At 66.8% G+C, this 22,610-nt stretch carries 18 protein-coding genes; 10 read left to right on the forward strand and 8 right to left on the reverse strand.

Translation table 11 applies throughout. The features are described 5' to 3' along the window. The first annotated feature begins 16 nt into the window (after positions 1-16). The gene (gene panB / locus F3J45_RS11810; RefSeq protein WP_167062163.1) at positions 17-832 is read left to right on the forward strand and encodes a 3-methyl-2-oxobutanoate hydroxymethyltransferase; all 816 of its coding nucleotides are present in this window, start codon (positions 17-19) and stop codon (positions 830-832) included. Here panB and F3J45_RS11815 read toward each other — a convergent pair. From F3J45_RS11815 to F3J45_RS11830, 4 genes are all read right to left on the reverse strand, one after another. Continuing rightward, positions 820-2,229: a PLP-dependent aminotransferase family protein gene (locus tag F3J45_RS11815; protein WP_167062166.1), complete on the reverse strand. Its 1,410-nt coding sequence runs from the start codon at positions 2,227-2,229 to the stop codon at positions 820-822. The two genes, panB and F3J45_RS11815, sit on opposite strands and share 13 nt — an antisense overlap. Before the next feature lie 164 nt (positions 2,230-2,393). Then, positions 2,394-3,827, reverse strand: coding sequence for an efflux transporter outer membrane subunit (locus F3J45_RS11820; RefSeq protein ID WP_167062169.1), 1,434 nt, complete (start codon positions 3,825-3,827; stop codon positions 2,394-2,396). Further along, on the reverse strand, positions 3,811-4,977 hold the full coding sequence (locus F3J45_RS11825; RefSeq protein ID WP_167062172.1) for an efflux RND transporter periplasmic adaptor subunit: 1,167 nt from the start codon (positions 4,975-4,977) through the stop codon (positions 3,811-3,813). Before F3J45_RS11825 ends, F3J45_RS11820 begins: the two co-directional genes overlap by 17 nt. Further along, the gene (locus tag F3J45_RS11830) at positions 4,970-8,206 is read right to left on the reverse strand and encodes an efflux RND transporter permease subunit (protein ID WP_240164590.1); all 3,237 of its coding nucleotides are present in this window, start codon (positions 8,204-8,206) and stop codon (positions 4,970-4,972) included. Before F3J45_RS11830 ends, F3J45_RS11825 begins: the two co-directional genes overlap by 8 nt. A gap of 214 nt (positions 8,207-8,420) precedes the next feature. Here F3J45_RS11830 and F3J45_RS11835 point away from each other — a divergent pair, with 214 nt between their 5' ends. Further along, positions 8,421-8,759 (forward strand): hypothetical protein, encoded by a 339-nt coding sequence (locus tag F3J45_RS11835; RefSeq protein WP_205299614.1) that lies wholly within the window; start codon positions 8,421-8,423, stop codon positions 8,757-8,759. A 919-nt stretch (positions 8,760-9,678) separates the two neighbouring features. Here the strand turns inward: F3J45_RS11835 and F3J45_RS11840 are convergent. Continuing rightward, positions 9,679-10,449 (reverse strand): IclR family transcriptional regulator C-terminal domain-containing protein, encoded by a 771-nt coding sequence (locus F3J45_RS11840; protein WP_167062178.1) that lies wholly within the window; start codon positions 10,447-10,449, stop codon positions 9,679-9,681. 142 nt (positions 10,450-10,591) lie between these two features. Here F3J45_RS11840 and F3J45_RS11845 point away from each other — a divergent pair, with 142 nt between their 5' ends. The 5 genes from F3J45_RS11845 (at position 10,592) to F3J45_RS11865 (ending at position 16,716) form a co-directional block, all read left to right on the forward strand. Further along, on the forward strand, positions 10,592-11,401 hold the full coding sequence (locus tag F3J45_RS11845) for a shikimate dehydrogenase (protein ID WP_167062181.1): 810 nt from the start codon (positions 10,592-10,594) through the stop codon (positions 11,399-11,401). Between the two features lie 3 nt (positions 11,402-11,404). Further along, positions 11,405-13,114, forward strand: coding sequence for an FAD-dependent oxidoreductase (locus tag F3J45_RS11850; protein ID WP_167062184.1), 1,710 nt, complete (start codon positions 11,405-11,407; stop codon positions 13,112-13,114). Beyond that, complete coding sequence (locus tag F3J45_RS11855; protein ID WP_167062187.1) at positions 13,099-13,419, forward strand: NIPSNAP family protein; 321 nt, start codon at positions 13,099-13,101, stop codon at positions 13,417-13,419. The genes F3J45_RS11850 and F3J45_RS11855 overlap by 16 nt, the downstream gene beginning before the upstream one ends. A gap of 133 nt (positions 13,420-13,552) precedes the next feature. Beyond that, positions 13,553-15,229, forward strand: coding sequence for an FAD-dependent oxidoreductase (locus F3J45_RS11860; RefSeq protein WP_167062190.1), 1,677 nt, complete (start codon positions 13,553-13,555; stop codon positions 15,227-15,229). Positions 15,230-15,390: 161 nt separating this feature from the next. Beyond that, positions 15,391-16,716: an MFS transporter gene (locus tag F3J45_RS11865; RefSeq protein ID WP_167062193.1), complete on the forward strand. Its 1,326-nt coding sequence runs from the start codon at positions 15,391-15,393 to the stop codon at positions 16,714-16,716. Positions 16,717-16,842: 126 nt separating this feature from the next. Here F3J45_RS11865 and F3J45_RS11870 read toward each other — a convergent pair whose 3' ends face one another. From F3J45_RS11870 to F3J45_RS11880, 3 genes are all read right to left on the reverse strand, one after another. Next, positions 16,843-17,658, reverse strand: a complete 816-nt coding sequence (locus F3J45_RS11870; protein ID WP_167062196.1) for a sugar phosphate isomerase/epimerase — start codon at positions 17,656-17,658, stop codon at positions 16,843-16,845. Positions 17,659-17,683: 25 nt separating this feature from the next. After that, positions 17,684-18,736 carry a Gfo/Idh/MocA family protein gene (locus tag F3J45_RS11875; protein WP_167062199.1) on the reverse strand — a complete coding sequence of 351 codons (1,053 nt, stop codon included), beginning with the start codon at positions 18,734-18,736 and terminating at the stop codon, positions 17,684-17,686. A 133-nt stretch (positions 18,737-18,869) separates the two neighbouring features. Next, positions 18,870-19,646 (reverse strand): IclR family transcriptional regulator, encoded by a 777-nt coding sequence (locus F3J45_RS11880; RefSeq protein WP_167062202.1) that lies wholly within the window; start codon positions 19,644-19,646, stop codon positions 18,870-18,872. Positions 19,647-19,831: 185 nt separating this feature from the next. Between F3J45_RS11880 and F3J45_RS11885 the strand changes: the two genes are divergently transcribed. The 3 genes from F3J45_RS11885 (at position 19,832) to F3J45_RS11895 (ending at position 22,600) form a co-directional block, all read left to right on the forward strand. Further along, complete coding sequence (locus F3J45_RS11885) at positions 19,832-21,535, forward strand: FAD-dependent oxidoreductase (RefSeq protein ID WP_167062205.1); 1,704 nt, start codon at positions 19,832-19,834, stop codon at positions 21,533-21,535. Between the two features lie 356 nt (positions 21,536-21,891). Continuing rightward, complete coding sequence (locus F3J45_RS11890) at positions 21,892-22,278, forward strand: YidH family protein (protein WP_240158157.1); 387 nt, start codon at positions 21,892-21,894, stop codon at positions 22,276-22,278. Then, entirely contained in the window at positions 22,271-22,600 is a 330-nt protein-coding gene (locus F3J45_RS11895) for a DUF202 domain-containing protein (RefSeq protein ID WP_167062211.1), read from the forward strand. The genes F3J45_RS11890 and F3J45_RS11895 overlap by 8 nt, the downstream gene beginning before the upstream one ends. Positions 22,601-22,610: the final 10 nt, after the last annotated feature.

The raw sequence follows: 22,610 nt of genomic DNA on the forward strand, positions 1-22,610 counted from the left end.
TCACCAGGGAACTTCGATGAGCACGCATACCCGCAACCGACGGCTGACCGTCCCCCAGCTGGTGGCCATGAAAGGCCAGCAAAAGATCGTGGCGCTGACCGCCTACTCAAGCAGCATCGCCCAGGTGATCGACCCCTTGGTCGACTTCATCCTGGTCGGTGACTCCACCGCGATGGTCGGCTATGGCCGCCCTTCGACGCTGGGCATGCGCCTGGACGAAACCATCGCCCACACCCGGGCAGTGGTGGACAGCACGCGGCTGGCCTGCGTGATCGCCGACATGCCCTTCGGCAGCTACCAGGAATCCCACGAGCAGGCCTTTCGCAACTGCGCCCAGGTGCTCGCCAGCACCGGTTGCGACGCCGTCAAGCTCGAATCCAACCAGGCCTTGGCCAGCACCGTGGCGTTTCTCGTCGCCCGGGGCATTCCGGTCATGGCGCATATTGGCCTGATGCCGCAGTTCGTCAACCTGATGGGGGGCTACAAGGCCCAGGGCTTGTGCCCGGCCAGTGCGGCTGCATTGCGCGCCGATGCCCAGGCCAACGTGCAGGCCGGCGCGTTCAGCCTGCTGCTCGAAGGGGTGGCGGAACCGGTGGCCAGGGCCATCAGCGAAGCCTGTGAAAAACCCACCATTGGCATTGGTGCATCACCGGCCTGCGATGGCCAGGTACTGGTCACCGAAGACCTGCTGGGGTTGGGCGGCGAACAGGTGCCACGCTTCGTCAAGCAATATGCCGACGTCGCGCAGGTGATGCGTGAGGCCTGTACCCGGTTCGCTGACGATGTGCGTGCCGGGGCCTTCCCTGAAAGGCGTCACTGCTACGGCGTTTGAGCCTCGGCCTGGATGGCTTTTACCAGGCACTGCAGTGCGTGAGAGATGTCCTTGCTCCAGTCCAGCGTGTAGCACAAGCGCAGGTGGCTGCGCCATAAGCCACGCTGGCTGAACAGCGCCCCGGGGGCAATGACGATGCGCTGCTGCAGCAGCCGTTCGAACACGCGGCGCATGTCCACCGGCCGTGTCGCTTCGAGCCAGAAGCTTGCCCCGCCCTGCGGCTCGACGCACCGCAACCAGCCTTGGCTATGGGTGTCCAGCAGTGCCTTCATGTGCTGCATGCGCTCGCGCAACAGGGTGCGCAGCACCTGCGCGTGTTGCTCGACACGGTGCGAGCTGAACAGCCTGGCAATGGCCTTCTGCCGGATTGGCGATAAGCGAAAGGCGCGCGCCAGGAACAGCTGCTGCAGTTGCCCGGTGTGCTGCCGACACAGAAGGTAGGCAAACGGCGCCTCCGAGCCGATCAGCTTGTCGAAGGTGGAAAACACCAGCAGGCGATTGGGGTCGGCATGGTCGCGGTAGCGCGGTGCATCGGCCTGGAAGCACAGATCACCATAGCCGTCGTTCTCGAACAACCACACCTGATACTGGGCCAGCCAGCGGCAGATCTGCTGCTTGTCTTGCGCGGGCATCTGCCCACCTTGCGGCATGTTCGCCGTTGACGACAATACCGCCAGGTGTACCGGTTCACGGGCCAGCAGCTGGTGCAGCTGCTGCAAATCGAAACGGCCGTCTTCCCCCAGCGGCAGTTCGATGATGGTCATGCGTGCCGCCTGCAGTTGCCTGAGCACCGCCCAGCTGCAGGGTGACTCGACCAACGCCACCTTGCCTTCGAGGTCCAGCGCCCGTAGCGAGAGTTCCAGCACACTGCGCAGGTCCGAGCCGATGAACACGTGCTCGGCCTGCCAACTGCGGTGCGCCGAGCAGGTGTAGCGCGCAGCCAGTACACTGCGCAGCTCCGGCTCGCCGAAGGGTTGGTAGAGCGGCGCCTGGGTACGCGGATACTGCCTGGAAAGTTCCCGTTCGATCATCAGCAGCGGTTGTTCCAGCGACCGCAACAGGGCGGGTGCATCACTGCTCAGGGCCAGCATGCCGGGCTGTCGGGCACTGGCATACACCGTGTCGAGCAGGTTCGAAGTGCGCACGGCGTGCAGCGGCGTGCTGCTCGCCCGGGTGAAGTAGCCCAGTTTTGGGCGGGCGTAGACCCGCCCTTCGTCCTCCAGCAGCGCATAGGCATACTTGGTGCTGGACACCGAGACGTTCAGGCGCTGGGCCAGTTGGCGCAACGAAGGCAGGCGCTGCTCGGTGTCGCGGGGGGCGACCTCGATCGAGTCGAGCAGGTAGCGGTACACGGCTTGGTAGGTGTAGCGGGGTTTGACGACGTTCCTGGTATCCATACGCGATCATCGTTTCCGTTAGGCCCGGCCAGATTACACCAGCCACCGCTCCGGTAGGAGCGAGCGCAGCTCGCGATGGGGCGCGCAGCGGCCCCAGGGGTTTTTGGCTTCGCGGCTGATGACACCGGGGCTGCTTTGCAGCCCATCGCGAGCTGCGCTCGCTCCTACAGGGGATTGTGGTGAGGGGGTGGCGAGGCGCCCCAGCCGCCGCCTAGCGCCGCCATCAACCCGATACGCGCCTCCAGCTGGCGGGTCTGCAAACCCTGCAAGGTGCGCTTTTCCTGCAACGCATCCAACTGAGCCGTCAGCACATCCAGCAGGCTGACAGCGCCCTGCCGATAGCGCTGCAGGGCCATCTGCTCGGCGTTGCCCGCTGCTTGCGCCGCCTGCTGCACATCCCCGGCTTCGCGCGCCAGGTCACGCACCTGGGCCAGGTTGTCCTCGACCTCGCGCACGGCCAGCAGCACCCTGCCGTGGTACGCCGCGGCCGCTGCGTCGAATTCGGCCTTGGCCCGGCGCTCGTCGGCCGAGCGGCGCCCGCCGTCGAACACCGGCAACTGCAGCACCGGGCCAACGGCCCAGTAGCGGTTGGCGGCAGCCAGGAGGTTGCCCGCGCCTTGCGTCTGCCCACCCGCCATCGCGCTCAGGCTGAAGTCTGGGTACCAGGCCGCACGGGCTACGCCAATGTTGGCATTGGCAGCAAACACACGCCGTTCGGCGGCGGCGACATCCGGCCGCTGCAACAACAGCTTGCCCGGCAGATCAGCCGGCACCGGCGGGGCAACGAGCGGCGCCGGGTTCGGCGCCAGGGCCAGGTCGCCGGGCAAGGCCCCCACCAACTCGGCGATGGCGTGTTGCGCCAGGGTGCGCTGGGCGATGACGTCATCCAGTGCAGCCTTGGCTTCTGACAGCCTGGCCGCCGCCCGGTCCAGGTCCAGCTCGGAGGCAATATCGCCCTGGTAGCGGCTCTGAATCAGCGCCAGCAGGCGGCTGCGGTCGTCCACACCGTGCTCCAGCAACTGCCGCTGCGCATCCAGGCCCCGGGCGCGCACGTACAGCACCGCCAATTGGCGCTGCAGGCTCAGGCGCGCAGCGGCCAGGTCATCCGCCGAGGCCTGGGCCGCGGCATCGCCGGCGGCGGCCTGGTTACGCAAACGCCCCCACAGGTCAAGGTCGAAACTTAAGCTCAGCCCTGCCGTGTCGCTGTCGTATACCGAAGGTTGGGTGTCGCCGCGCAGGGGCCGGTGGTCGGACTGGCGCTGGCGCAGCGGCGTGGCGCTCGCGCTTGCCTGGGGCCACAGCCCGCCATGCAAGCCCTGGGCATAGGCCTCGGCAGCCTGGTAATGGGCCAACGCCGCCGCCAGGGTCGGGTTCGACGCCGCCAGCTGGCGCTGCAGGTCATCAAGGCGCGAGTCGCCAAACAGGGTCCACCAGGCGCCTGGCAACGGCCGCCCGCTGTCAACTTGCTGCCAGTCCCCTACCCGCTCGCCATAATGCGCAGGCAGGTTCACTTCAGGCGCGCTGTAATGCGGTGCCAGCGAGCAGCCCTGCAGGGCCAGGCACAGCAGCCACCCGCCGTGTTTAAACCGACGGTGCATGGGCACCTCCCGGGGCCACGCTGCGTACGGCATCGTTGTCGCGCAGGGCGTCGGGCGGGTTGTCCACCACCTGATCCTTCAGCCCCAGGCCACGGTCGACGATCAGCGTGCTACCCAGGTCCTGGGCAATGTGGATGCTGCGCAGGTGCGCGCGGCTTTGCCCGTCCAGCACGGCCACCTGCGGCCCTTGGGCGCGGAAGATCAACGCACTGGCGGGGATGCTCACGGCCTGGGCATCGCTGCGCAGGGTAATACGGGCGCTGGCGTAGTCGCCGGGTAGCAAGGCGCCGTTGGGGTTTTCCACCGCGTATTGGGCCAGCAGCGTGCCCGAGCCCTGGTCCACGGCCGTGGACGTGCCGAGCAAGGCTGCCGGGTAGTGCAGGCCGGGGCGCTCGGGCACCGACAACTGCACCTGCATGCCGGGCAGGATCTGGCTGGCATAGGTTTGCGGCACCGGCACATACAAGCGCAGGCGGCGGGTGTCGGCGATGTCGAACAGCGAGGTGGCGTTGTCGCTATCGGCCTTTATCAGCTGGCCGATCTGCGCATGGCGGGCGGTGATGGTGCCGGTGAACGGCGCGCGAATCACCTTGTACGCCGCCAGGTCTTCGAGCCGCGCATAGTCGGCCTGGGCCGCTTCGGCATCGGCGCTGGCCACGGCAGCGGCGGCCACCTTCTCGTCCACTTCCTGGCGCGACACCGAATGGCTGGCGAACAGGTGCTGCCAGCGCGCTGCGGTGCTCTGCGCCAGCGACGCGCTGGCCCGGTGCTGAACCAGGCGAGCCTTGGCCTGGGCCAGTTGCTGGTCAAGCTCGGGGCTGTCGATTTCCGCCAGCGGCTGGCCGGCCTGGACCTGCGTGCCGATATCCACCTGCCAGTGCTTGAGGTAACCGCTGACCCGGGCGTTGACCCGGGCCATGTTCCAGGCCTGCAGGTGCGCCGGCAGGCTCAGGGTTTCACCGGCGGCATTCATCGACGGGGTGAAGGTCACCACGGCAGGCAGAGCCCGGCTTTCGGTCCAGGCTTGCACGGCAGCGGCCTGGTGCTGGCGGGCATGCACCCCGAATGCAACGACCAGGGCGGCCAGGCCCATGCCTGCGCCCCCCATGAGCAACAAGCGCCGACGATCGGCCACGGAACGGCTAGGCATGCAGGTTTTCTCCAACGACAGCGTGAGGGGTTGAGCGGCGGTGGGCCAGGCTGAACACAACGGGCACGAACAACAGGGTCGCGCAGGTGGCGACGACAAGCCCGCCGATCACCGCCCGGCCCAGGGGCGCGTTCTGCTCCTGGGACAGGGCCAGCGGCAACATGCCGATAATCATCGCCAGGGCGGTCATCAGCACCGGGCGAAAGCGAGTGAAACCAGCCTCCATGGCGGCCTTCACGGCGTTGCCATGCACGGCCAGGCGCTCGCGGCAGAAGCTCACCACCAACACCGAGTTGGCAGTGGCCACGCCCATGCACAGGATCGCCCCGGTAAGCGCCGGCACCGACAGCGTGGTGCCGGTGACGAACAGCATCCACACGATACCGGCCAGGGCAGCGGGCAGCGCGGTGATGATTACGAACGGGTCGACCCAGGACTGGAAGTTGACCACGATCAGCAGGTAGATCAGCACCACCGCGCCGAGCAACCCCAGGCCCAGGCCGTGGAAGGCTTCATGCAGCGCGGTGATCTGGCCGTGCAGGCTGACGGTGGCGCCTTTGGGGCGCAACTGGGCGGTAGCGTCGATAAGGTGCTGGATATCGGCTGCAATGCCGCCCAGGTCGCGGCCTTGGACGTTGGCGTACAGGTCCAGGGTGGGGGTGATGTTGTAGTGGCTGACCACGTCGGCGGTGTCGGTGCGCGCCAGGCTGGCGATCCCACCCAGCACGGTGCTGTGGCCGTTGCTGCCGGTGATCGGCAGCGCCTGCAGCTGGGCGATGCTGCTCATGCGGTACTGTGGGGTGGCGCCAACCACCGAATACGACACGCCGTTGGCCGGGTTCAGCCAATAGGTGGGGGCCGTTTGCGAGGTGCCGGCCAGTGACGCGCCAAGGCTTGCGGTCACGTCGCGCTCGGTGATACCCAGTTCGGCTGCGCGCTTGCGGTCGACGTTCACCTGCAGCGACGGGTAGCTTTCCGACTGCTGCAGGCGCAGGTCGGCAATGCCCGGAACGTGCTGCAGGCGGCGCATCAGTTCTGCGGCATAGGCACGGTTGGCGGCGTCGTTGGGACCTGAGATTTTCACATCCAGCGGCGCTGGCGAGCCGAAGTTGAGGATCTGGCTGCTGATGTCTGCCGGCAGGAAAGCGAAGGTAGTGCCAGGGAAACTGTCGGGCAGTACCTCGCGCAGGTGCTTGACGTAATCGGCGGTGGCGCCATGGCCTGGGTTGAGCGACACCTGGATATCGCCATCCTGCGGGCCCACCGTGCCGCTGGTGTTGTAGGCCATGTCGATGCCGCTGATGGGCAGGCCGATGTTGTCGATGATCGACGCCACGGCGTCGGCTGGCAGCACCTCGCGGATTCGGCTTTCGATGCGGTCGAAGGCCGCCGCGCTCTCTTCGATGCGCGTACCCAGCGGCAAGCGCACGTGCAGGGCCATCGCCCCGGCGTCGGTTTCGGGGAAGAAGTCCTCACCCAGGGTGGGCAACAGCGCGAAGCTGGCCAGCACGCAGGCAAGAAAGCCCAGCAGGAAGCGCTTGCGGTTGGCCAGGGCCAGTTCCAGCAGGCCCTGGTAGCCATCGCGCAGCCGGGCAAAGCCTGCCTCGAAGCCGGCCTGCAGGCGCACCAGTGGGTTGGCCGACTTGTCGCCTTCGTGGTGGTTGAGGTAGGCGTCCTCTGGGTGCCGGCCCTCGCCCTGCTCCACCCGGTGCGGCTTGAGCAGGAACATGGCCAGGGTCGGCACCAGGGTACGCGACAGAATAAAAGAGCTCCCCATGGCGAACATCACTGCCAATGCCATGGGCCGGAACAGGTATCCGGCGATGCCCTGGAGCATGAACATCGGAACAAATACAACGCAGATGCACAACAGCGCCACGAACGCGGGGCCGACGATCTGCTGGGCGCCATCGAGGATCGCCTGCCTGACCGTCTTGCCTTGTTCGAGGTGCCAGTTGATGTTTTCGATGGTCACCGTCGCATCGTCCACCAGGATGCCCACCGCCAGCGCCAGGCCCCCCAGGGTCATCACGTTGAGGGTCTGCCCGCTGACCGCCAGCAAGGCAATGGCCGCCAGCACCGCCAGCGGAATCGACGCGGCGATGATCAGGGTGGAGCGCCAGCTGCCGAGGAACAGCAGGATCATGGCGCTGGTCAGCAAGGCGGCGATGATGCCCTCGCGGGCAACGCTGCCCACCGATTCCCTGACCACGGTCGAGGCGTCGCCCAACAGCGAGGTCTTGAGTGCCGGCGGCAGGGTTTCGTTGATGCGCGGCAGCATGCCGCGGATGCCGTCGACAATCGACAGGGTCGAGTTGTTGCCGTTCTTCAGCGCCGGCATCAGTACCGCGCGGCGGCCGTCGACGCGCACGATGTTGGTTTGCGGCGGCGCCCCGTCCCGCACATGGGCCACCTGGCCAAGGGTGATCTGGGCGCCGTCGACCACCTTCACCGGCAGGTCGTTGAGCGCATCGATGGCGCTGGGGCTGTTGTTCAACAGCACGGTGAATTCGTTACGGCCGATCTTCGCCGTGCCCACTGGAATGATCTGGTTCTGGGCGGCCAGGGCATTGGCCACGTCCTCGGCCGACAGGCCCTTGGCCGCCAGGGCCTGGGGGTCCAGGTCGAGGGTGATCTGGCGCTGCTTGCCGCCCATGGGGGTTGGCATCGACAGGCCGGGCACGGCGGTAAGCGGCAGGCGAATGCTGTTCTGTACCAGGTCGCGGATGCGCGCCTCGGACAAGGTGGGGCTGGAAAATGCCATCTGCAGGATGGGCACGGTCGAGGCGCTGTAGTTGAGAATCAGCGGCGGCGTGATGCCGGCCGGCATCTGCTTGAGCACCGTTTGCGACACGGCGGTGACCTGGGCATTGGCGGTGCGGATATCGACGCTGGGCTGGAAGAAGATCTTGACGATGCCCATGCCCGGCAACGACTGCGACTCGATGTGTTCGATGTCGTTGACCGTGGTGCTCAGGGCCCGTTCGTAGGTGTAGATCACCCGGCCCGACATGGCATCCGGGGCCAGCCCCGCGTATTGCCAGACCACCGCAATGACCGGAATACCGATGTCTGGAAATACATCACTTGGCGTGCGCACTGCCGCCAGTGGGCCGACGATGCAGATGACGATCGCCAGCACTAAGAATGTATAAGGTTTGTGCAGTGCCGTTTTGACCAAGCCGAGCATGGTGCGCCCCTGAAAGTTGAACGGGGCGCAGTCTTCCATGGACTTTCCAGACGAACGGTTAAACCTCCATTAAAGTATTTTAAGGAAAAACGGCGGCTGTATTCACTTGCAGCGAAGCGGGTTGCTGCCATCCTATGCGAATCATTCGCAGCTGCAGTCAGAGGGTTACATGGGGATCAGGATTTGCGCCAGGTGGGGTTTGCTACTCCCTGCTCTAGGGGTACTCGGGGTGCTTGGCGGCTGTGCCGGGCCAATGCCCAAGGCTAGCCCGGACGAGGCCTGGGTGGGTTTGCGAGAGGAGCCGACAACCACCTTGATGGCGGAAACGCTCGATGGCAAACGCCTGGATGACGGGCGTTATTTCGAAGTGCCCAAAGGCCAACATACCTTGGGCGCAACGCTGTTCGTGGAGGGTAGCGGGGACAGCGACGGCAGTACCTGCCGGGTGGATGTGACGTATAAGGACTTTAAGGTTGGTAAACGTTATACCTTGGTGGAAAGTAGCCTTGGGCAAGAATATACGCTGACACTTTACAACAGCGCGGATAAACCGGTTGCGCATTCGCCGGATATTGATTGCTTGGCAGGATAGTTCGTCCGGTTTAACTTTGGTTTAACTTTCGTGGCTTTTTTGGGGGCGCTTTGCGCCCCTTCGCGACCTTTGGTCGCTCCTACATTGACCGCGCGTGCCCGATGCACCGCGTATCAGCGCGGCGGCCAGGCGCAGTCCCATGCGTACCGGTTCGGCGCCCGGGCGCGGTCCCATGTGTACCGGTTCGGCGCCCGGGCGCGGTCCCACGTGCACCGGTTCGGCGCCCGGGCGCGGTCCCACGTGTACCGGTTCGACGCCCGGGCGCGGTCCCACGTGTACCGGTTCGACGCCCGGGCGCGGTCCCGCGTGTACCGGTTCGACGCCCGGGCGCGGTCCCACGTGTACCGGTTCGACGCCCGGGCACGGTCCCACGTGTACCGGTTCGACGCCCGGGCGCGGTCCCATGTGTACCGGTTCGACGCCCGGGCACGGTCCCACGTGTACCGGTTCGACGCCCGGGCGCGGTCCCACGTGCACCGGTTCGGCGCCCGGGCACGGTCCCACGTGTACCGGTTCGACGCCCGGGCGCGGTCCCACGTGTACCGGTTCGACGCCCGGGCACGGTCCCACGTGTACCGGTTCGACGCCCGGGCACGGTCCCACGTGTACCGGTTCGACGCCCGGGCGCGGTCCCACGTGTACCGGTTCGACGCCCGGGCGCGGTCCCACGTGTACCGGTTCGACGCCCGGGCACGGTCCCACGTGTACCGGTTCGACGCCCGGGCACGGTCCCACGTGTACCGGTTCGGCGCCCGGGCACGGTCCCACGTGTACCGGTTCGGCGCCCGGGCGCGGTCCCACGTGCACCGGTTCGGCGGTCGAGCGCGGTCCCACGTGCACCGGTTCGGCGGTCGAGCGCGGTCCCCGGTAGGAGCGACCGCAGGTCGCGATGGGCTGCAAAGCAGCCCCAAGCCCAAGCTCAACCCAGCACCGGCTTGAGCAACGCCTGGGCCTCATACAGCGTTGGCAGATAACGCAGGCGCATCTCGTCCAGGCTCAACCGCGAGGCGTGGGTGGTGATGGTCAGGGTCGCCTGCAACCGACCGCCGCGATCGAACAACGGTACACCCAGCACACGCATGCCGATCTCGTATTCCTGGTCGACGATGCACATGCCCTGCCCCCTCACCCGCCCTATCTCCTCCTCCAGCCAGCCCCTGTCCGTCTGCGTGTAAGGCGTCAGCTGGCACAACGGCGTGCGCGCAAAGTACGCCTCACGCTCGGCCTCTCCCAGCCACGCCAGCCAGAGGCGCCCACTGGCCGTGCAATACATCGGCACCCGCGACCCCGGCCGGATCGACAGCGAGCTCACATGGCTATAGCGGCTGCGCACCAAGTGGATGATCTCGTCCCCGTCGCGGGTGCCCACTGACACATGCTCCTGGGTCTGCCGGGCCACTTGCTCGACGATCGGGCGCAGCATACGCGGCAGTTGCGCCGAGTCCACATAGGCCTGGCCGATGCGCAGCGCCTTGGGTGTCAGCCAGTAATGGCGGTTGTCGGTTTCAGCGAAGCCTTCATGCACCAGCGTCAGCAGAAAGCGCCGCGTGGCGCTGGGCGTCAGGCCCGAAAGCCTGGCCGCCTGGGGCACGCTCAAGCGCGGTTGGTCGGCGCTGAACAGCTGCATCAACGCCAGGCCCTTCTGCAGGCCGGCTATCAGGTCGCGGGGGTGGATCTCAGGCTGGGTCATCAGGTCGACTCGTAAAAGGCATTTGATTCGATAATCGCCATGGCACTGCGATTATCGCATCAAACCCGCGACAAACGCATTGTTGCCTGCGCCGCCAAACACCAAGCTGGCCTCCACAACAACAGCAATAACGGAGGTCAGCATGATCCGAGGCTCGACTGAACTGGTCGCCATCGTCGGTTCCCCCATCACCCAGGTGAAGTCGCCGGAAAACTTCAACACCTGGTTCAGCCACCACCACCACGACCTGGCGATGCTGCCCATCGACCTGCAGGGTACGGCCCTGGGCGCCTTCGCCGACACCTTGCGTGGCTGGCACAACCTGCGTGGCTGCGTGGTCACCGTACCGTACAAGCAGGCCCTGGCCACGCAAGTGGACGAACTTAGCCCGCGTGCAGCGGCACTGGGTTCGGTCAATGTGATCCGCCGTGAACGCGATGGCCGCCTGCTGGGCGACAATGTCGACGGTGCAGGTTTCCTCGCTGCCGCGCGCCAACACGGCTTCGAACCCAGCGGCAAAAGCGCATTGGTGGTGGGCTGTGGCGGGGTCGGCAGCGCGATCGCCTATGCCCTGGCAGAAGCCGGTTTGGGCCAGGTCGCCCTGGCCGACGCCTGCGCCAGCCGCACCAGCGCCTTGGCTGGCGTTCTCGGCAAGCCATTCCCGAGGCTGCAGATCACCACCCACTACCACTCGCTGGAAGGCTTCGACCTGGTGGTCAATGCCTCCCCCGTGGGCATGGGCGAAAGCGCCGAGCTGCCCCTGGCCGTTGAGCTCCTGGGCACGCTGCAGCCCACCACGCTGGTGGCCGACGTGGTCACCTCGCCGGAAATCACCCCGCTGCTGCACCTGGCCCGCCAGCGCGGCTGCCCGGTGCAGACCGGCGCGCACATGGCCTTCGCCCAACTGGGCCACCTGGGCGCCTTCATGGGCGTGACGCCGCTGGAGATCTGACCCATGCCCGGACCTGAGCCTATCTATGACCTGGTAATACTCGGCAGCGGCGCCGGAGGTTTCGCCGCCGCAGCCACGGCAGCATGCCGTGGGCTGAAGGTACTGCTGGTGGAGAAGGCCGATACCTTCGGCGGCACCTCGGCGATCTCTGGCGGCGCGGTGTGGCTGCATGGCACCGACCAGGCCCGCGCCGCGGGCGTCGAGGACTCCCCCGCCGCCATGCGCACCTACCTGCAGCAGGTGATCGGCGCCGGCTACGACCCAGCGCTGGTGGACGCCTTCATCGAACAGGGCCAGCACGCCTTGCGCTGGCTGGAACAGCACACCGAACTGCGCTATAGCCTGCGCCCGCACTCGCCCGACTATTATCCCGACCTGCCCGGCGCCACCGAGTCCGGCCGGGCGCTGGAAATGGTCGAGTACGACGGCCGCCAACTGGGTACACGCTTCAAGGACCTGGCAATGCCACCGCCCGGCATGCTGCTGTTCGGCGGAATGATGGTCAACCGGGTAGACATCCAGCACTTTTTGAACCTGCGCCGCTCGCCAGCCTCGTTGTGGCATTGCCTGAAGCTAATGGCACGCTACGCCCGCGATCGCCTGCACCACCCCCGTGGCACTCGGCTGACCACTGGCAACGCACTGATCGCCCGCCTGGCCAGCAGCGCCTTCGCCCATGGCGCCGAGCTGTGGCTGCGTAGCGAGGCCCAGGCGCTGATCGTCGAGCAGGGGGTAGTGACCGGTGTACAGGTGCTCCGTGAAGGGCGTACCGAGCAGGTGCTGGCACGCGGGGGGGTGGTGTGCGCCATGGGCGGTTTCGCCGCTGGGGCACTGGCTGCCACTTACCGGCCAAGCACCGGTGCGCTGCACCTGAGCATGTCGCCGGCCGGCAACGACGGCGCCGCCCTGCGCCTGGGGCAGGCGCTGGATGCCGCCGAGGGCGAAGGCCTGGCGGCCAATTTCTTCTGGGCCCCGGTATCCGAGCTGCAGCATGCCGATGGCCGCCGCGAACGCTTCCCGCACCTGGTGACCGACCGGGCCAAGCCGGGGGTGATCGCGGTAGCCGCGAACGGCCGCCGCTTCGTCAACGAGGCCGACTCCTACCACCATTTCGTGCAGCGCATGTTCGCCAATGGCATCGGTGAGTGTTGGCTGATCTGCGATGCCCAGGCCATGAACCGCTACGGCCTGGGCCTGGCCCGGCCGCAGCCGGTGGACAACCGCGCCTTGATCGAGGCGGGCTACCTGCACCGGGCCGATACAGTTGCGGCCTTGGCCCAAGCCATCGGCGTCGACCCACACGCCCTGGCCCAGACCCTGGAGCACTTCAACGCCGATGCCCGCAACGGCGCGGACCGCGCATTCGGCAAAGGCAGCAACAGCTACAACCGCTACATGGGCGACCCGCAGCACCAGCCCAACCCGTGCCTGGCAGCGCTGACCCGGGCGCCGTTCTACGCCATTCGCCTGCACACCGGCGACCTTGGCTCGGCCCGCGGCCTGGTCACCAATGCCCAGGCCAACGTGCTGAACCGCTGCGGCACGCCCATCCCCGGCCTGTACGCGGTGGGCAACGACATGAATTCGATGATGAACGGCACCTACCCCGGCCCCGGTATCACCCTGGGCCCTGCCCTGACCTTTGGCTGGCTGGCCGCCAGCCATATCGCCACCCGCCTGCAAACGGAGACTCCCACATGTACTACGAACTGAGAACCTACACCCTCGACCCGCTGAAGATGGCCGACTGGCTGGCGCTGTACCAAAGCCATGCGCTGCAGGTGCAGCGTGAGCACCTGGGCAACCTGGTGGGCTTTTTCACCAGCGAGTTCGGCGAGGTCAACCAGGTGGTGCACCTGTGGGCCTACGCCAGCCTCGACGAGCGCATGACCCGCCGTGCAGCCATGGCGGCCGACCCGCGCTGGGCGGAGTTTTCCCGCCGCAATCGCGAGCTGGGTGCCGTGCTGCAACTGCAGTCCCGGCTGCTACGCCCCACCCCCTTCTCCCCCCTGCAATAACTGAATGTAGGAGCGACCAAAGGTCGCGATGGGGTGCGAAGCAGCCCCAACGATATTGGCACCCACGCTAAAAGCAGAAGCCCCTATCGCGACCTACGGTCGCTCCTACACCCCCATTTTTTGAGGATCTGATATGCAAGCGCTTGAATGCGACGTGCTGGTGATCGGCTCCGGCGCCTCGGGCCTGGCGGCGGCGGTAACTGCCGCGCACCACGGCCTGAAGGTGGTCGTCGCAGAAAAGGCCCGGCAATTGGGCGGCACCAGCGCCTGGTCAGGCGGTTGGCTGTGGATTCCACGCAACCCGCTGGCCATCGCCCAAGGCCTGGTTGAAGCTCCCGACGCAGCGCAACGCTACTTGCGCGCCCAGGCCCATGCCCGCGAACTGTGCCCGCGCCAACGCGCCTTCCTGCAACATGGGCCGGACATGGTGGCGTTCTTCCAGCAACACACCGCCGTGCAGTTCCACTGCGCCAGCACCCTGCCAGACATGTACGACGGCGATGGCAGCGTGCGCGGTGGCCGTGCCCTGTGCGCCTTGCCGTTCGACGGGCGCAGGCTGGGGCCATGGATACACAAGCTGCGCCCACCGCTGGACATCGTCAGCCTCGGCGGCATGGGCATCGCCGGGGGTGCGGACATGGCCGCCTTCTTCAATGCCCGCCACTCGCCCAAGGCCGCGCTGCACGTTGGCAAGCGCCTGCTGCGCCATGGCCGCGACCTGCTGCTGCACCGCCGTGGCCTGCAACTGGTCAACGGCAACGCCCTGGTTGCACGCCTGCTGCGCAGTGCCCTGGACCTGAACGTGACGCTGCTGACTGGGCTGGCGGCCACGCGCTTGCTCGGCGAAGGGCCTGTGCAGGGCGCGCAGTTCGCCGGTGGCCAGCGCATCCTCGCCCACCGCGGCGTGGTGCTGGCGTGCGGCGGCTTTGCCCATGACCGTGCGCGCATTGGCCAACTGATGCCCCATGCCCCCGATGGCCAGCGGCACTACAGTGCCGCGCCCGTGGAAAACAGCGGTGACGGCCTGCGCCTGGGCGAGCAAGTTGGTGCGCGTGTGGGCACCGACTTGGCCCATGCCGGGGCCTGGGCACCGGTTTCACAGGTGCTGCGCCGTGATGGCAGCGTTGGCCATTTCCCCCACCTGATCGACCGCGCCAAGCCCGGTTTCATCGCCGTGCGCCGCGATGGCCGACGCTTCGTCAACGAGGCCGACTGCTACCACGCCTTCATGAACGCGCTGTTCGCCACTACGCCCGCTGGCGAGCCTGCCGAAGCCTGGCTGATCTGCGACCATGCCGCGCAGCGGCGCCATGGCATCGGCTGGGCCAAGCCTTTTCCGTTTTCAACGGCGTTCTACCAGCGGCGCGGCTACCTGCACAGTGCGCGCACGCTGGCAGCGCTGGCCGAGCGCTGCGCCATCGATGCGGTGCAACTGCAGCGCACCGTGGCCGACTTCAACTACCACGCCGCCCACGGTGAAGACCCGGCCTTCGGGCGCGGCGCCTCGGCCTACAACCAGGCCCAGGGCGACCCGCTGAACGCCCCGAACCCATCGCTGCGGCCATTGCGCGAAGGCCCCTTCCATGCCGTTAAACTGCTGCCCGGCAGCCTGGGCACCTTCGCCGGCCTTCGCACCGACGCCGCGGCGCGCGTGCTCGACCAGGCCGGGCAACCGATACCCGGCCTGTTCGCCGTCGGCAACGATATGCACAGCGTGATGGGCGGGCATTACCCTAGTGGTGGCATCACTCTCGGCCCAGGCATGACGTTTGGCTACCTGGCCGGCAGGGCCTTGGCAGGCCAATCTTGACGGCGCGCTATTGTTCGGTAACCGAACAATAGCCCCACACCCGAATTGACGGTGGCCGATTCACTGCGCACCATGCACCGGCCTTGCGTGTACCCCCTGCCTGGGGCCAGGTCACGTTCGAGAAAACGCCGTTCATTACAATTTCAAGAAACGACCAGGATATGAACCACTCCAAGCTCACCACCGCCGTCCCGCGCCTGCCTTCTGGCGGCATCGGCGACAAGATCCGTGGCGCCTTCGCCGTCGGCAAAACCCGCTGGGGCATGCTCGCCCTGGTGTTCTTCGCCACCACCCTGAACTACATCGACCGTGCCGCACTGGGCATCATGCAACCGGTACTGGCCGAGGCCATGCACTGGACGTCGATGGACTACGCCAACATCAACTTCTGGTTCCAGGTGGGCTACGCCGTCGGCTTCCTGGTACAGGGCCGGCTGATCGACCGGATTGGCGTCAAGCGCGCCTTCTTCATTGCCGTGCTGCTCTGGAGCCTGGCCACCGGCGCCCATGGCCTGGCCACCTCGGCGGCAGGCTTCATGGTGTGCAGGTTCATCCTTGGCCTGACCGAAGCGGCCAATTACCCGGCCTGCGTGAAAACCGTGCGTTTGTGGTTCCCTGCTGGCGAACGGGCCATCGCCAACGGCCTGTTCAATGCCGGCACCAACGTCGGCGCCATGCTCACCCCTGCGCTGCTGCCGTTGATCCTGGCCGCCTGGGGTTGGCAGGCAGCCTTCATCGCCATGGGTTGCCTGGGGCTGGTGTGGCTGGTGTTCTGGGGCCTGAAATACTTCAACCCGGAAGACCACCCCAGCGTTCGCGACAGTGAGCTGGCATACATCCAGCAGGAAGTGGAGCCTGAGGTGCCGCGCCTGCCGTTCAGCCGCATCCTTGGCATGCGTGGCACCTGGGCATTCACCGTGGCCTTCTCGATCACCGCGCCGGTGTTCTGGTTCTACCTGTACTGGCTGCCGCCGTTTCTGAACCAACAGTACAACCTCGGCATCAGCGTGACCGAGATGGGCATCCCGCTGATGCTGATCTGGCTGACCGCTGACTTTGGCAGCATCGGTGGCGGCATTCTCTCGTCGTGGCTGATTGGCCGGGGCATGCGTGCGACCACGGCGCGCCTGGTGTCGATGCTGCTGTTCGCCTGCACCATGGTCAGCGTGACCTTTGCCGCCCACGCCAGTGGGTTGTGGGTGGCGGTGCTGGCCATCGCCTTGGCGGTGGGGGCGCACCAGGCATGGACCGCGAATATCTGGGCGCTGGTGATGGACTATACGCCCAAGCACCTCATCAGCACGGTGTTCGGCTTTGCCAGCATGTGCGCGGCGGTGGGTGGGATGTTCATGACGCAGATCGTCGGCAGTGTGCTCACCGCTACCCACAACAACTACGCGGTGTTGTTCAGCATGATTCCAGCGATGTATTTCCTGGCGCTGATCTGGCTGTACTTCATGGCGCCGCGCAAGCTCGAAGGCCAATGATCCTGGGTTTTTCGCTTACCTCTACGGGGCCCTGACGGGCCCTTTTTTCGCCTGGGGATCGCGCGCCGCGAGCGGCGCATCGCGAGCTTCGCTCGCTCCTACCGGGCGCGCAACTCGCGATAGGGGCTAGAGGCGAGCCAACACCGACTTGGCCTTTTCCAATGCCAGGCGCGCACGCTGCTCACCGCTGATGCCCTGCTCCAGCAACTGCCGGGTGGGGATTTCCAGGCTCAGCGGCACGGTTGGCGGCAGCGTGCGCAGCAGGCCCAGCAGGTCGGCATCGCCCTCCCCCGGGAAGCGTCGCTCGTTACGGGCCTGGCGCAGGATCTCGTCCATGTCATCCGGCACTGGGCCTGCAACGTCACACAGCTGGGCATAACGCATGCGCTGCGCAGGCCACTGTGCCAGGTCGCTCAACAACGAGCCCGAGCGGTTGAAGTGGTAGGCGTCCACCAGTACGCAACCGTTGGCCCGGTCGGCGTTGGCCACCACCCGCATGGCCTGGCGCAGGTCACGCACATCGGTCCAGGGCATGAACTCCAGGTGCGGATGAATACCAAAGCCTGCGGCCAGGTCGCACAGCTCGGCAAAGCGCTCCGTCAGCCGCGCCTCATCCGGGTCGTTGCCGGCCACCAGCAGCTCGGTGCCACCCAGCTCGGCACCTACCGCAAGAATCGGTTCGAAATCGGCCACGCAGGTGTGCGGTTTCAGGCGCAGGATCTCCAAATCCAGCACCTGGATGCCGGTGTCGCGCAGGCGCGCCTGGGTTTGCCGGCGCAGGCTGGCATCGGCCACCAGCGGGAAGTGCTGCTCCTGTTCGGTGGCCGGTACCAGGCGCAGGCCGACGTGGCTGTAGCCGGCGCGGGCGGCGGCCTCCACCATGTCTGCCGGGGAAAGTTCGAGCACGGTCAGTGCCGCCAGGGAAAAGCATCGTTCAGTCATCGGTATTGTTCCTCGGCGAGTACGGTCAGGCAATCGGCTGGGGCGCACAGGCCCGGCCCGTTACGGCGGCCTGGCGAATCGCTTCGATCAGGGCCAGGGTACGCCCGCCGTCGGCGGCGTCGATCAGCGGCGCGTCTTCACCGCGGGCCACGCGAATGAAGTGCTGCAGCTGCAAGGTCAGGGCCTCGCCCGCCGCAATCGGTTCATCGCTTTGCAGCAGCGGCGTGTGCCAGCCCGCACCTGCCTCGGCGTAATGCCAGCGCTTGAGCTGCGGAATGCTCAAGGCGCCCTGGGTGCCAGCCAGCAGGTAGCAGGGTTGGCCGTCCTGGCGTGGGTACACCGGGCTTTCACCGGAATCCAGCTCCCAGCTCCAGGGTGCGGCCACCGCGTCCGAACCGGTCAGGCTGCCCAGGGCGCCGTTGGCGAACTGCAGCAGCACCGCCGCGCTGTCTTCGTTGGCAAAGCCGCGCACGTCGTTGCGGGTGAAAGCCTGCACCTGCATCACCTCGCCGCACAGGTGGCGCAGCAGGTCGAGGTCGTGGATCAGGTTGGTCAACAGAAAGCCCGCGCCCGGCTCACGGCGCCAGGCCGTTTCGAAGTAGCTGTCGGGCTTTTGCAGTTGCCACAGCGCGGTAACGTTGATCAGCCGCCCCAGCTTGCCTTCACGAATCACCTGGTGGGCCCTGGCGATCAGCGGGTTGTGCCGCCGGTGGTGGCCGACCAGCACCGGCACGGCGCAGCGGCGCGAGGCCTCAACCAGCGCACGGACTTCATCCAGGTGCACCCCCACCGGCTTTTCCACCAGTACCGGCACGCCCGCCTCAACACAGTCCAGGGCCGTGGCAACGTGCAGGTTGTTGGGGTTGGCAACGATCACCGCCTCGGGCCGGGCCTGCTCCAGCATCTGCCGGTGGTCGGCGAAGCAGGCCACCGCGCATTCAACGGCGAAGGCTTCGGCCTGCGGGCCGGGGTCGGCCACGGCGCACAACTGCGCGTTGGGCAGCCGGCGCAGGTGATGGTAGTGCTGGCGGCCCATGATGCCGGCGCCAATCAAGGCAATTCGCAGGGGTGGGTTCAACGGGGTGTCCTTTTGTCATTGTTGTGAATGAAGTTATGGAACCAAGTTCCAGAATCGACATTTACCAATGTAGAACCCTGTTCAGCTTTTCAGAACACCCCGGTTAATAAGCTGTGCGGTTATCGACCACAAATCAGGCGAACAGCTCGCTCGCCAGGCTCGCTGCCGACAGTTCCTGGGCTGCGGCCAGCAGCAGCGGCGCCAGCTCGGCCAGGCGCGCCGGTGCAAGGCGCGCGCTGGGCCCGGCAATGCTCAGCACGCCGATCACCTCGGTGCTTTGCGGGCGTTGCACCACGGCGGCCAGGGCCGAGGTGCCCAGCGCCGAGGTTTGCTCGACCCAGGCATAGCCGCGCTCGCGGGCGCGTTGCAGGTAGCCCAGCAGGTCATCGGTGGAACGCGGCGCGTTGGGGCCGAAGTGCGTAGGGTCGGCGATGCCTTGGCGCAACACCATCTGCAGCGCCTGCTCGTCACTGTGGCTGGCCAGCCAGGCGTGACCGGAGGCGGTGTAGAACAGCGGTGCGTCACGGCCCATGTCCGGGTCGTAGCGCAGCCCCGAGCGGGCGCCCTGGGATTTGGCGATCCAGGTTTGCCGGCCACCGTCGATCACCCCCAGGCGCACCAGCTCGCCGCTGTCCTGGGCCAGCCGGTCGAGAATCGGCTGGATGATGTCGGCGCCGCTGCTGGACAGGTAGCGAAAGCCCATGGCCACCAGCTTGGCAGACAACTGGTAACGGCTGTTGTCGCGGTTCTGCCGCACGTAGCCCAGGCGCACCAGTTCGGTGAGCATGCGGTGGGCTGCGCTCTTGGGGATGTCCAGGCGCTCGGCCAAGGTTTGCAAAGGCAGGCCATGGGGTTCGCCGGCAAGGCTTTCCACCAGGCTGAAGGCGCGTTCGATCTGACTACCGGCCATGACATGTGTCCCTGAAAAAGTGGGCGAATTCTAGAAGATGATTCCATGGCGTCGATAGCAGAACAGGCAAGGCTGCGCTGAAGTGTCCGGTTATCGACCACAAGTTGCCCGCCCAGCTTGCCTGTTGCCGGGCAGGCTCGCAAGAATATGGAATCTGATTCCAATAATAACCAGGAGTTGCCCCAATGCCCCATTCAACCGACTGCGATGTACTGGTCATCGGCTCCGGCGCGGCCGGGCTGGCGGCGGCGGTAACGGCCGCCTGGCATGGGCGGAAGGTGATCGTGGTGGAAAAGGACCCGGTATTGGGCGGCGCCACGGCCTGGTCCGGCGGCTGGGCGTGGGTGCCGCGCAACCCGTTGGCACGGCGGGCCGGCATCGTCGAGGACATCGAACAAGCGCGCACCTACCTGCGCCATGAACTGGGCGAGCAGTACGACGCCGAACGGGTCGATGCCTTTCTTGAAGCCTGCCCGCACATGGTCGCCTTTTTCGAAAAGCACACTGCCTTGCAGTTTGCCGAGGGCAACGCCATTCCCGACATGCACGGCGACACCCCCGGCGCTGCCCTGGGCGGGCATCAGGTGATCGCAGCGCCCTACGACGCCCGCGAAGTGGGCGCGCTGCTGCCGCGCCTGCGCCGCACGATGCGCGAAACTGCCTTCCTGGGCATGCCGATCATGGCCGGGGCCGACCTTGCCGCGTTCCTCAACCTCACCCGCTCGCCACGCGCCTTGCTGCACGTGTGCAAGCGCTTCGCTCGCCACCTCTACCACCTGGCCCGCTACGGCCGGGCCATGCACCTGGTCAATGGCGTGGCACTGGTGGCGCGCCTGGCGAAGTCGGCGGCAGATCTGGGCGTGCAATTACAGACGTCGAGCCCGGCCAGGCGCCTGCTGGTGGAAGATGGCAAGGTGGTGGGCGCCGTGGTGGACACTGCGCAGGGCCAGCGCTCGATCCGCGCCGGCGCCGTGGTGCTGGCTGCAGGCGGCTTCCCCAACGACAGCGCCCGCCGCCAGCAGCTGCTGCCCGAGGGCATCCGTGCGCATGAGCACCTGGCCCTGCCCCCGCCGGGTTGCAGCGGCGATGGCCTGAGATTGGGCGAAGCCGCCGGCGGCGTGGTGGCCACCGACCTCAAGTCGCCGGTGGCCTGGGCGCCGGTGTCCAAGGTGGCGCACCGCGATGGCAGCGTCGGCCACTTCCCGCACATCATCGAACGCGGCAAGCCTGGCATCATCGGCGTGTTGGCCAACGGCAAGCGCTTCGTCAACGAGGCGCACGGCTACTACGACTATGTGTCGGCCATGCTGGCGGCCGTGCCGCAGGGTGAGCCGGCCTGTTCGTGGCTGATCTGCGACCACCGTTTCCAGCGCCGCTATGGCTTGGGCTACGCCCGCCCGGCACCGCTGCCGGTGGGGCCGCATGTGCGTAGCGGCTACCTCAAGCGCGGCGCCACCCTCGAACAGCTGGCCGCAGCCTGTGGCATCGACCCGGCGGGGCTGAGTGCCACGGTGGCGGCGTTCAACAGCCATGCACGCAACGGCCAGGACCCGGCGTTCGGGCGTGGCTCCACCGCGTTCAACCGCAAGCAGGGCGACCCTCGGCACCCGGGCCCCAACCCTTGCGTCGCGCCCATCGAACAGGGGCCGTTCTATGCGGTGAAAGTGCAGCCGGGTTGCTTCGGCACCTTCGCCGGCCTGCGCACCGACGGCCACGCCCGGGTGCTGGATGCCAGCGGCCAAGCCATTGCGGGCTTATATGCGGCGGGCACGGACATGGCCAGCGTGTTCGGCGGCTGGTATCCGTCCGGTGGCATCAACCTGGGGCCGGCGTTGACCTTTGGCTATGTCGCGGGGAGGCACCTGAGCGGCGCGAAGGGGTATGAATGAGCGCAGGGCGGATTCGGGCATGGACATTGGTCGGGGTTGCGCTTAAAACTGGGGGCAGAGTGTTGAGTGGGTGTGGGGGTTAGGGGTGCATGGCTTGGGGTGTTTGGCGCCTGGGAGATCGAGCGCCGCCCGCGCGGCGCATCGCGAGCTACGCTCGCTCCTACGTTTGTTTCGGGCCAGTTTTGCCTGTGCCGCTGCGCCTGAAACTGACGTAGGAGCGAGCGTAGCTCGCGATGCGCCGCGCGGGCGGCGCTCGATCTCCCCGGCAACACAACCCCCAAGGCGAACCCTACCGCCCCCAAAATACCCCACCCATCAACCCACCGCCGACCTTCACCCAAGGAGGAACCCTGCCTTTGAACACCAACCCCGAGCGCTCACGCGGCTGGCTGGCCAACAAGTTGCTCGCCGACGGCCAGGAACCGGACCCGCGCTTCACCCTGGCCAACGAGCGCACCTTCCTGGCCTGGATTCGCACCTCCCTGGCACTGCTGGCCAGCGGCATCGCCATAGACATGTTCACCGCAGAAATCTTCAGCGCCGGCACTCGCCGCCTGCTGGCCGTGGCGCTGATCTGCCTGGCCCTGCTGCTGAGCCTGCCGGCCTTCGTGCGCTGGCTCAACGTCGAGCGGGCCATGCGCCAGAAACGCCCGCTGCCCTTCCCACTGATCGCGCCCGCGCTGTCGATCGGTGTGTCGCTGGTGATGGTGGTGTTCGCCTATGCGGTGTTCTTCCATGCCTGAGCCCGACAACGGCCACGTCGATGACGGGCTGCAACCGGAGCGCACCCTGCTGGCCTGGCGCCGGACCATCCTGGCCATGGTGGTGTGCAGCTGCTTCTTCCTGCGCTGGGTGCCGCACCACCGCTGGCTGGCAGTGGTGCCGGCGGTGCTCTGCCTGCTGGCCGCCGGGGCCGCCTGGCTGCGCCTGCGGCGGCGCTACCAGCGCCACGTGGTGGGGCTGCGCGCCGAAACCATCGCCTCGGGCGTTGCCGTGAACCTGATGCTGGCCGTGTGCGTCACCGCCCTGTGTGTGGTGGAGCTGGCCGCGATCCTGGCCTGGTGACGGCCCTGGC

This window comes from Pantoea sp. Ap-967 (genome assembly GCF_011752565.1).
In the GTDB taxonomy this organism is placed as follows: Bacteria; Pseudomonadota; Gammaproteobacteria; order Pseudomonadales; family Pseudomonadaceae; genus Aquipseudomonas.

What these genes read in the sequence shown, in the direction of transcription:
- panB (WP_167062163.1), top strand. Translation starts at nt 17, where the DNA reads ATGAGCACGCATACCCGCAACCGACGGCTGACCGTCCCCCAGCTGGTG.
- F3J45_RS11815 (WP_167062166.1), bottom strand. Translation starts at nt 2,229, where the DNA reads ATGGATACCAGGAACGTCGTCAAACCCCGCTACACCTACCAAGCCGTG.
- F3J45_RS11820 (WP_167062169.1), bottom strand. Translation starts at nt 3,827, where the DNA reads ATGCACCGTCGGTTTAAACACGGCGGGTGGCTGCTGTGCCTGGCCCTG.
- F3J45_RS11825 (WP_167062172.1), bottom strand. Translation starts at nt 4,977, where the DNA reads ATGCCTAGCCGTTCCGTGGCCGATCGTCGGCGCTTGTTGCTCATGGGG.
- F3J45_RS11830 (WP_240164590.1), bottom strand. Translation starts at nt 8,206, where the DNA reads ATGGAAGACTGCGCCCCGTTCAACTTTCAGGGGCGCACCATGCTCGGC.
- F3J45_RS11835 (WP_205299614.1), top strand. Translation starts at nt 8,421, where the DNA reads ATGCCCAAGGCTAGCCCGGACGAGGCCTGGGTGGGTTTGCGAGAGGAG.
- F3J45_RS11840 (WP_167062178.1), bottom strand. Translation starts at nt 10,449, where the DNA reads ATGACCCAGCCTGAGATCCACCCCCGCGACCTGATAGCCGGCCTGCAG.
- F3J45_RS11845 (WP_167062181.1), top strand. Translation starts at nt 10,592, where the DNA reads ATGATCCGAGGCTCGACTGAACTGGTCGCCATCGTCGGTTCCCCCATC.
- F3J45_RS11850 (WP_167062184.1), top strand. Translation starts at nt 11,405, where the DNA reads ATGCCCGGACCTGAGCCTATCTATGACCTGGTAATACTCGGCAGCGGC.
- F3J45_RS11855 (WP_167062187.1), top strand. Translation starts at nt 13,099, where the DNA reads ATGTACTACGAACTGAGAACCTACACCCTCGACCCGCTGAAGATGGCC.
- F3J45_RS11860 (WP_167062190.1), top strand. Translation starts at nt 13,553, where the DNA reads ATGCAAGCGCTTGAATGCGACGTGCTGGTGATCGGCTCCGGCGCCTCG.
- F3J45_RS11865 (WP_167062193.1), top strand. Translation starts at nt 15,391, where the DNA reads ATGAACCACTCCAAGCTCACCACCGCCGTCCCGCGCCTGCCTTCTGGC.
- F3J45_RS11870 (WP_167062196.1), bottom strand. Translation starts at nt 17,658, where the DNA reads ATGACTGAACGATGCTTTTCCCTGGCGGCACTGACCGTGCTCGAACTT.
- F3J45_RS11880 (WP_167062202.1), bottom strand. Translation starts at nt 19,646, where the DNA reads ATGGCCGGTAGTCAGATCGAACGCGCCTTCAGCCTGGTGGAAAGCCTT.
- F3J45_RS11885 (WP_167062205.1), top strand. Translation starts at nt 19,832, where the DNA reads ATGCCCCATTCAACCGACTGCGATGTACTGGTCATCGGCTCCGGCGCG.
- F3J45_RS11895 (WP_167062211.1), top strand. Translation starts at nt 22,271, where the DNA reads ATGCCTGAGCCCGACAACGGCCACGTCGATGACGGGCTGCAACCGGAG.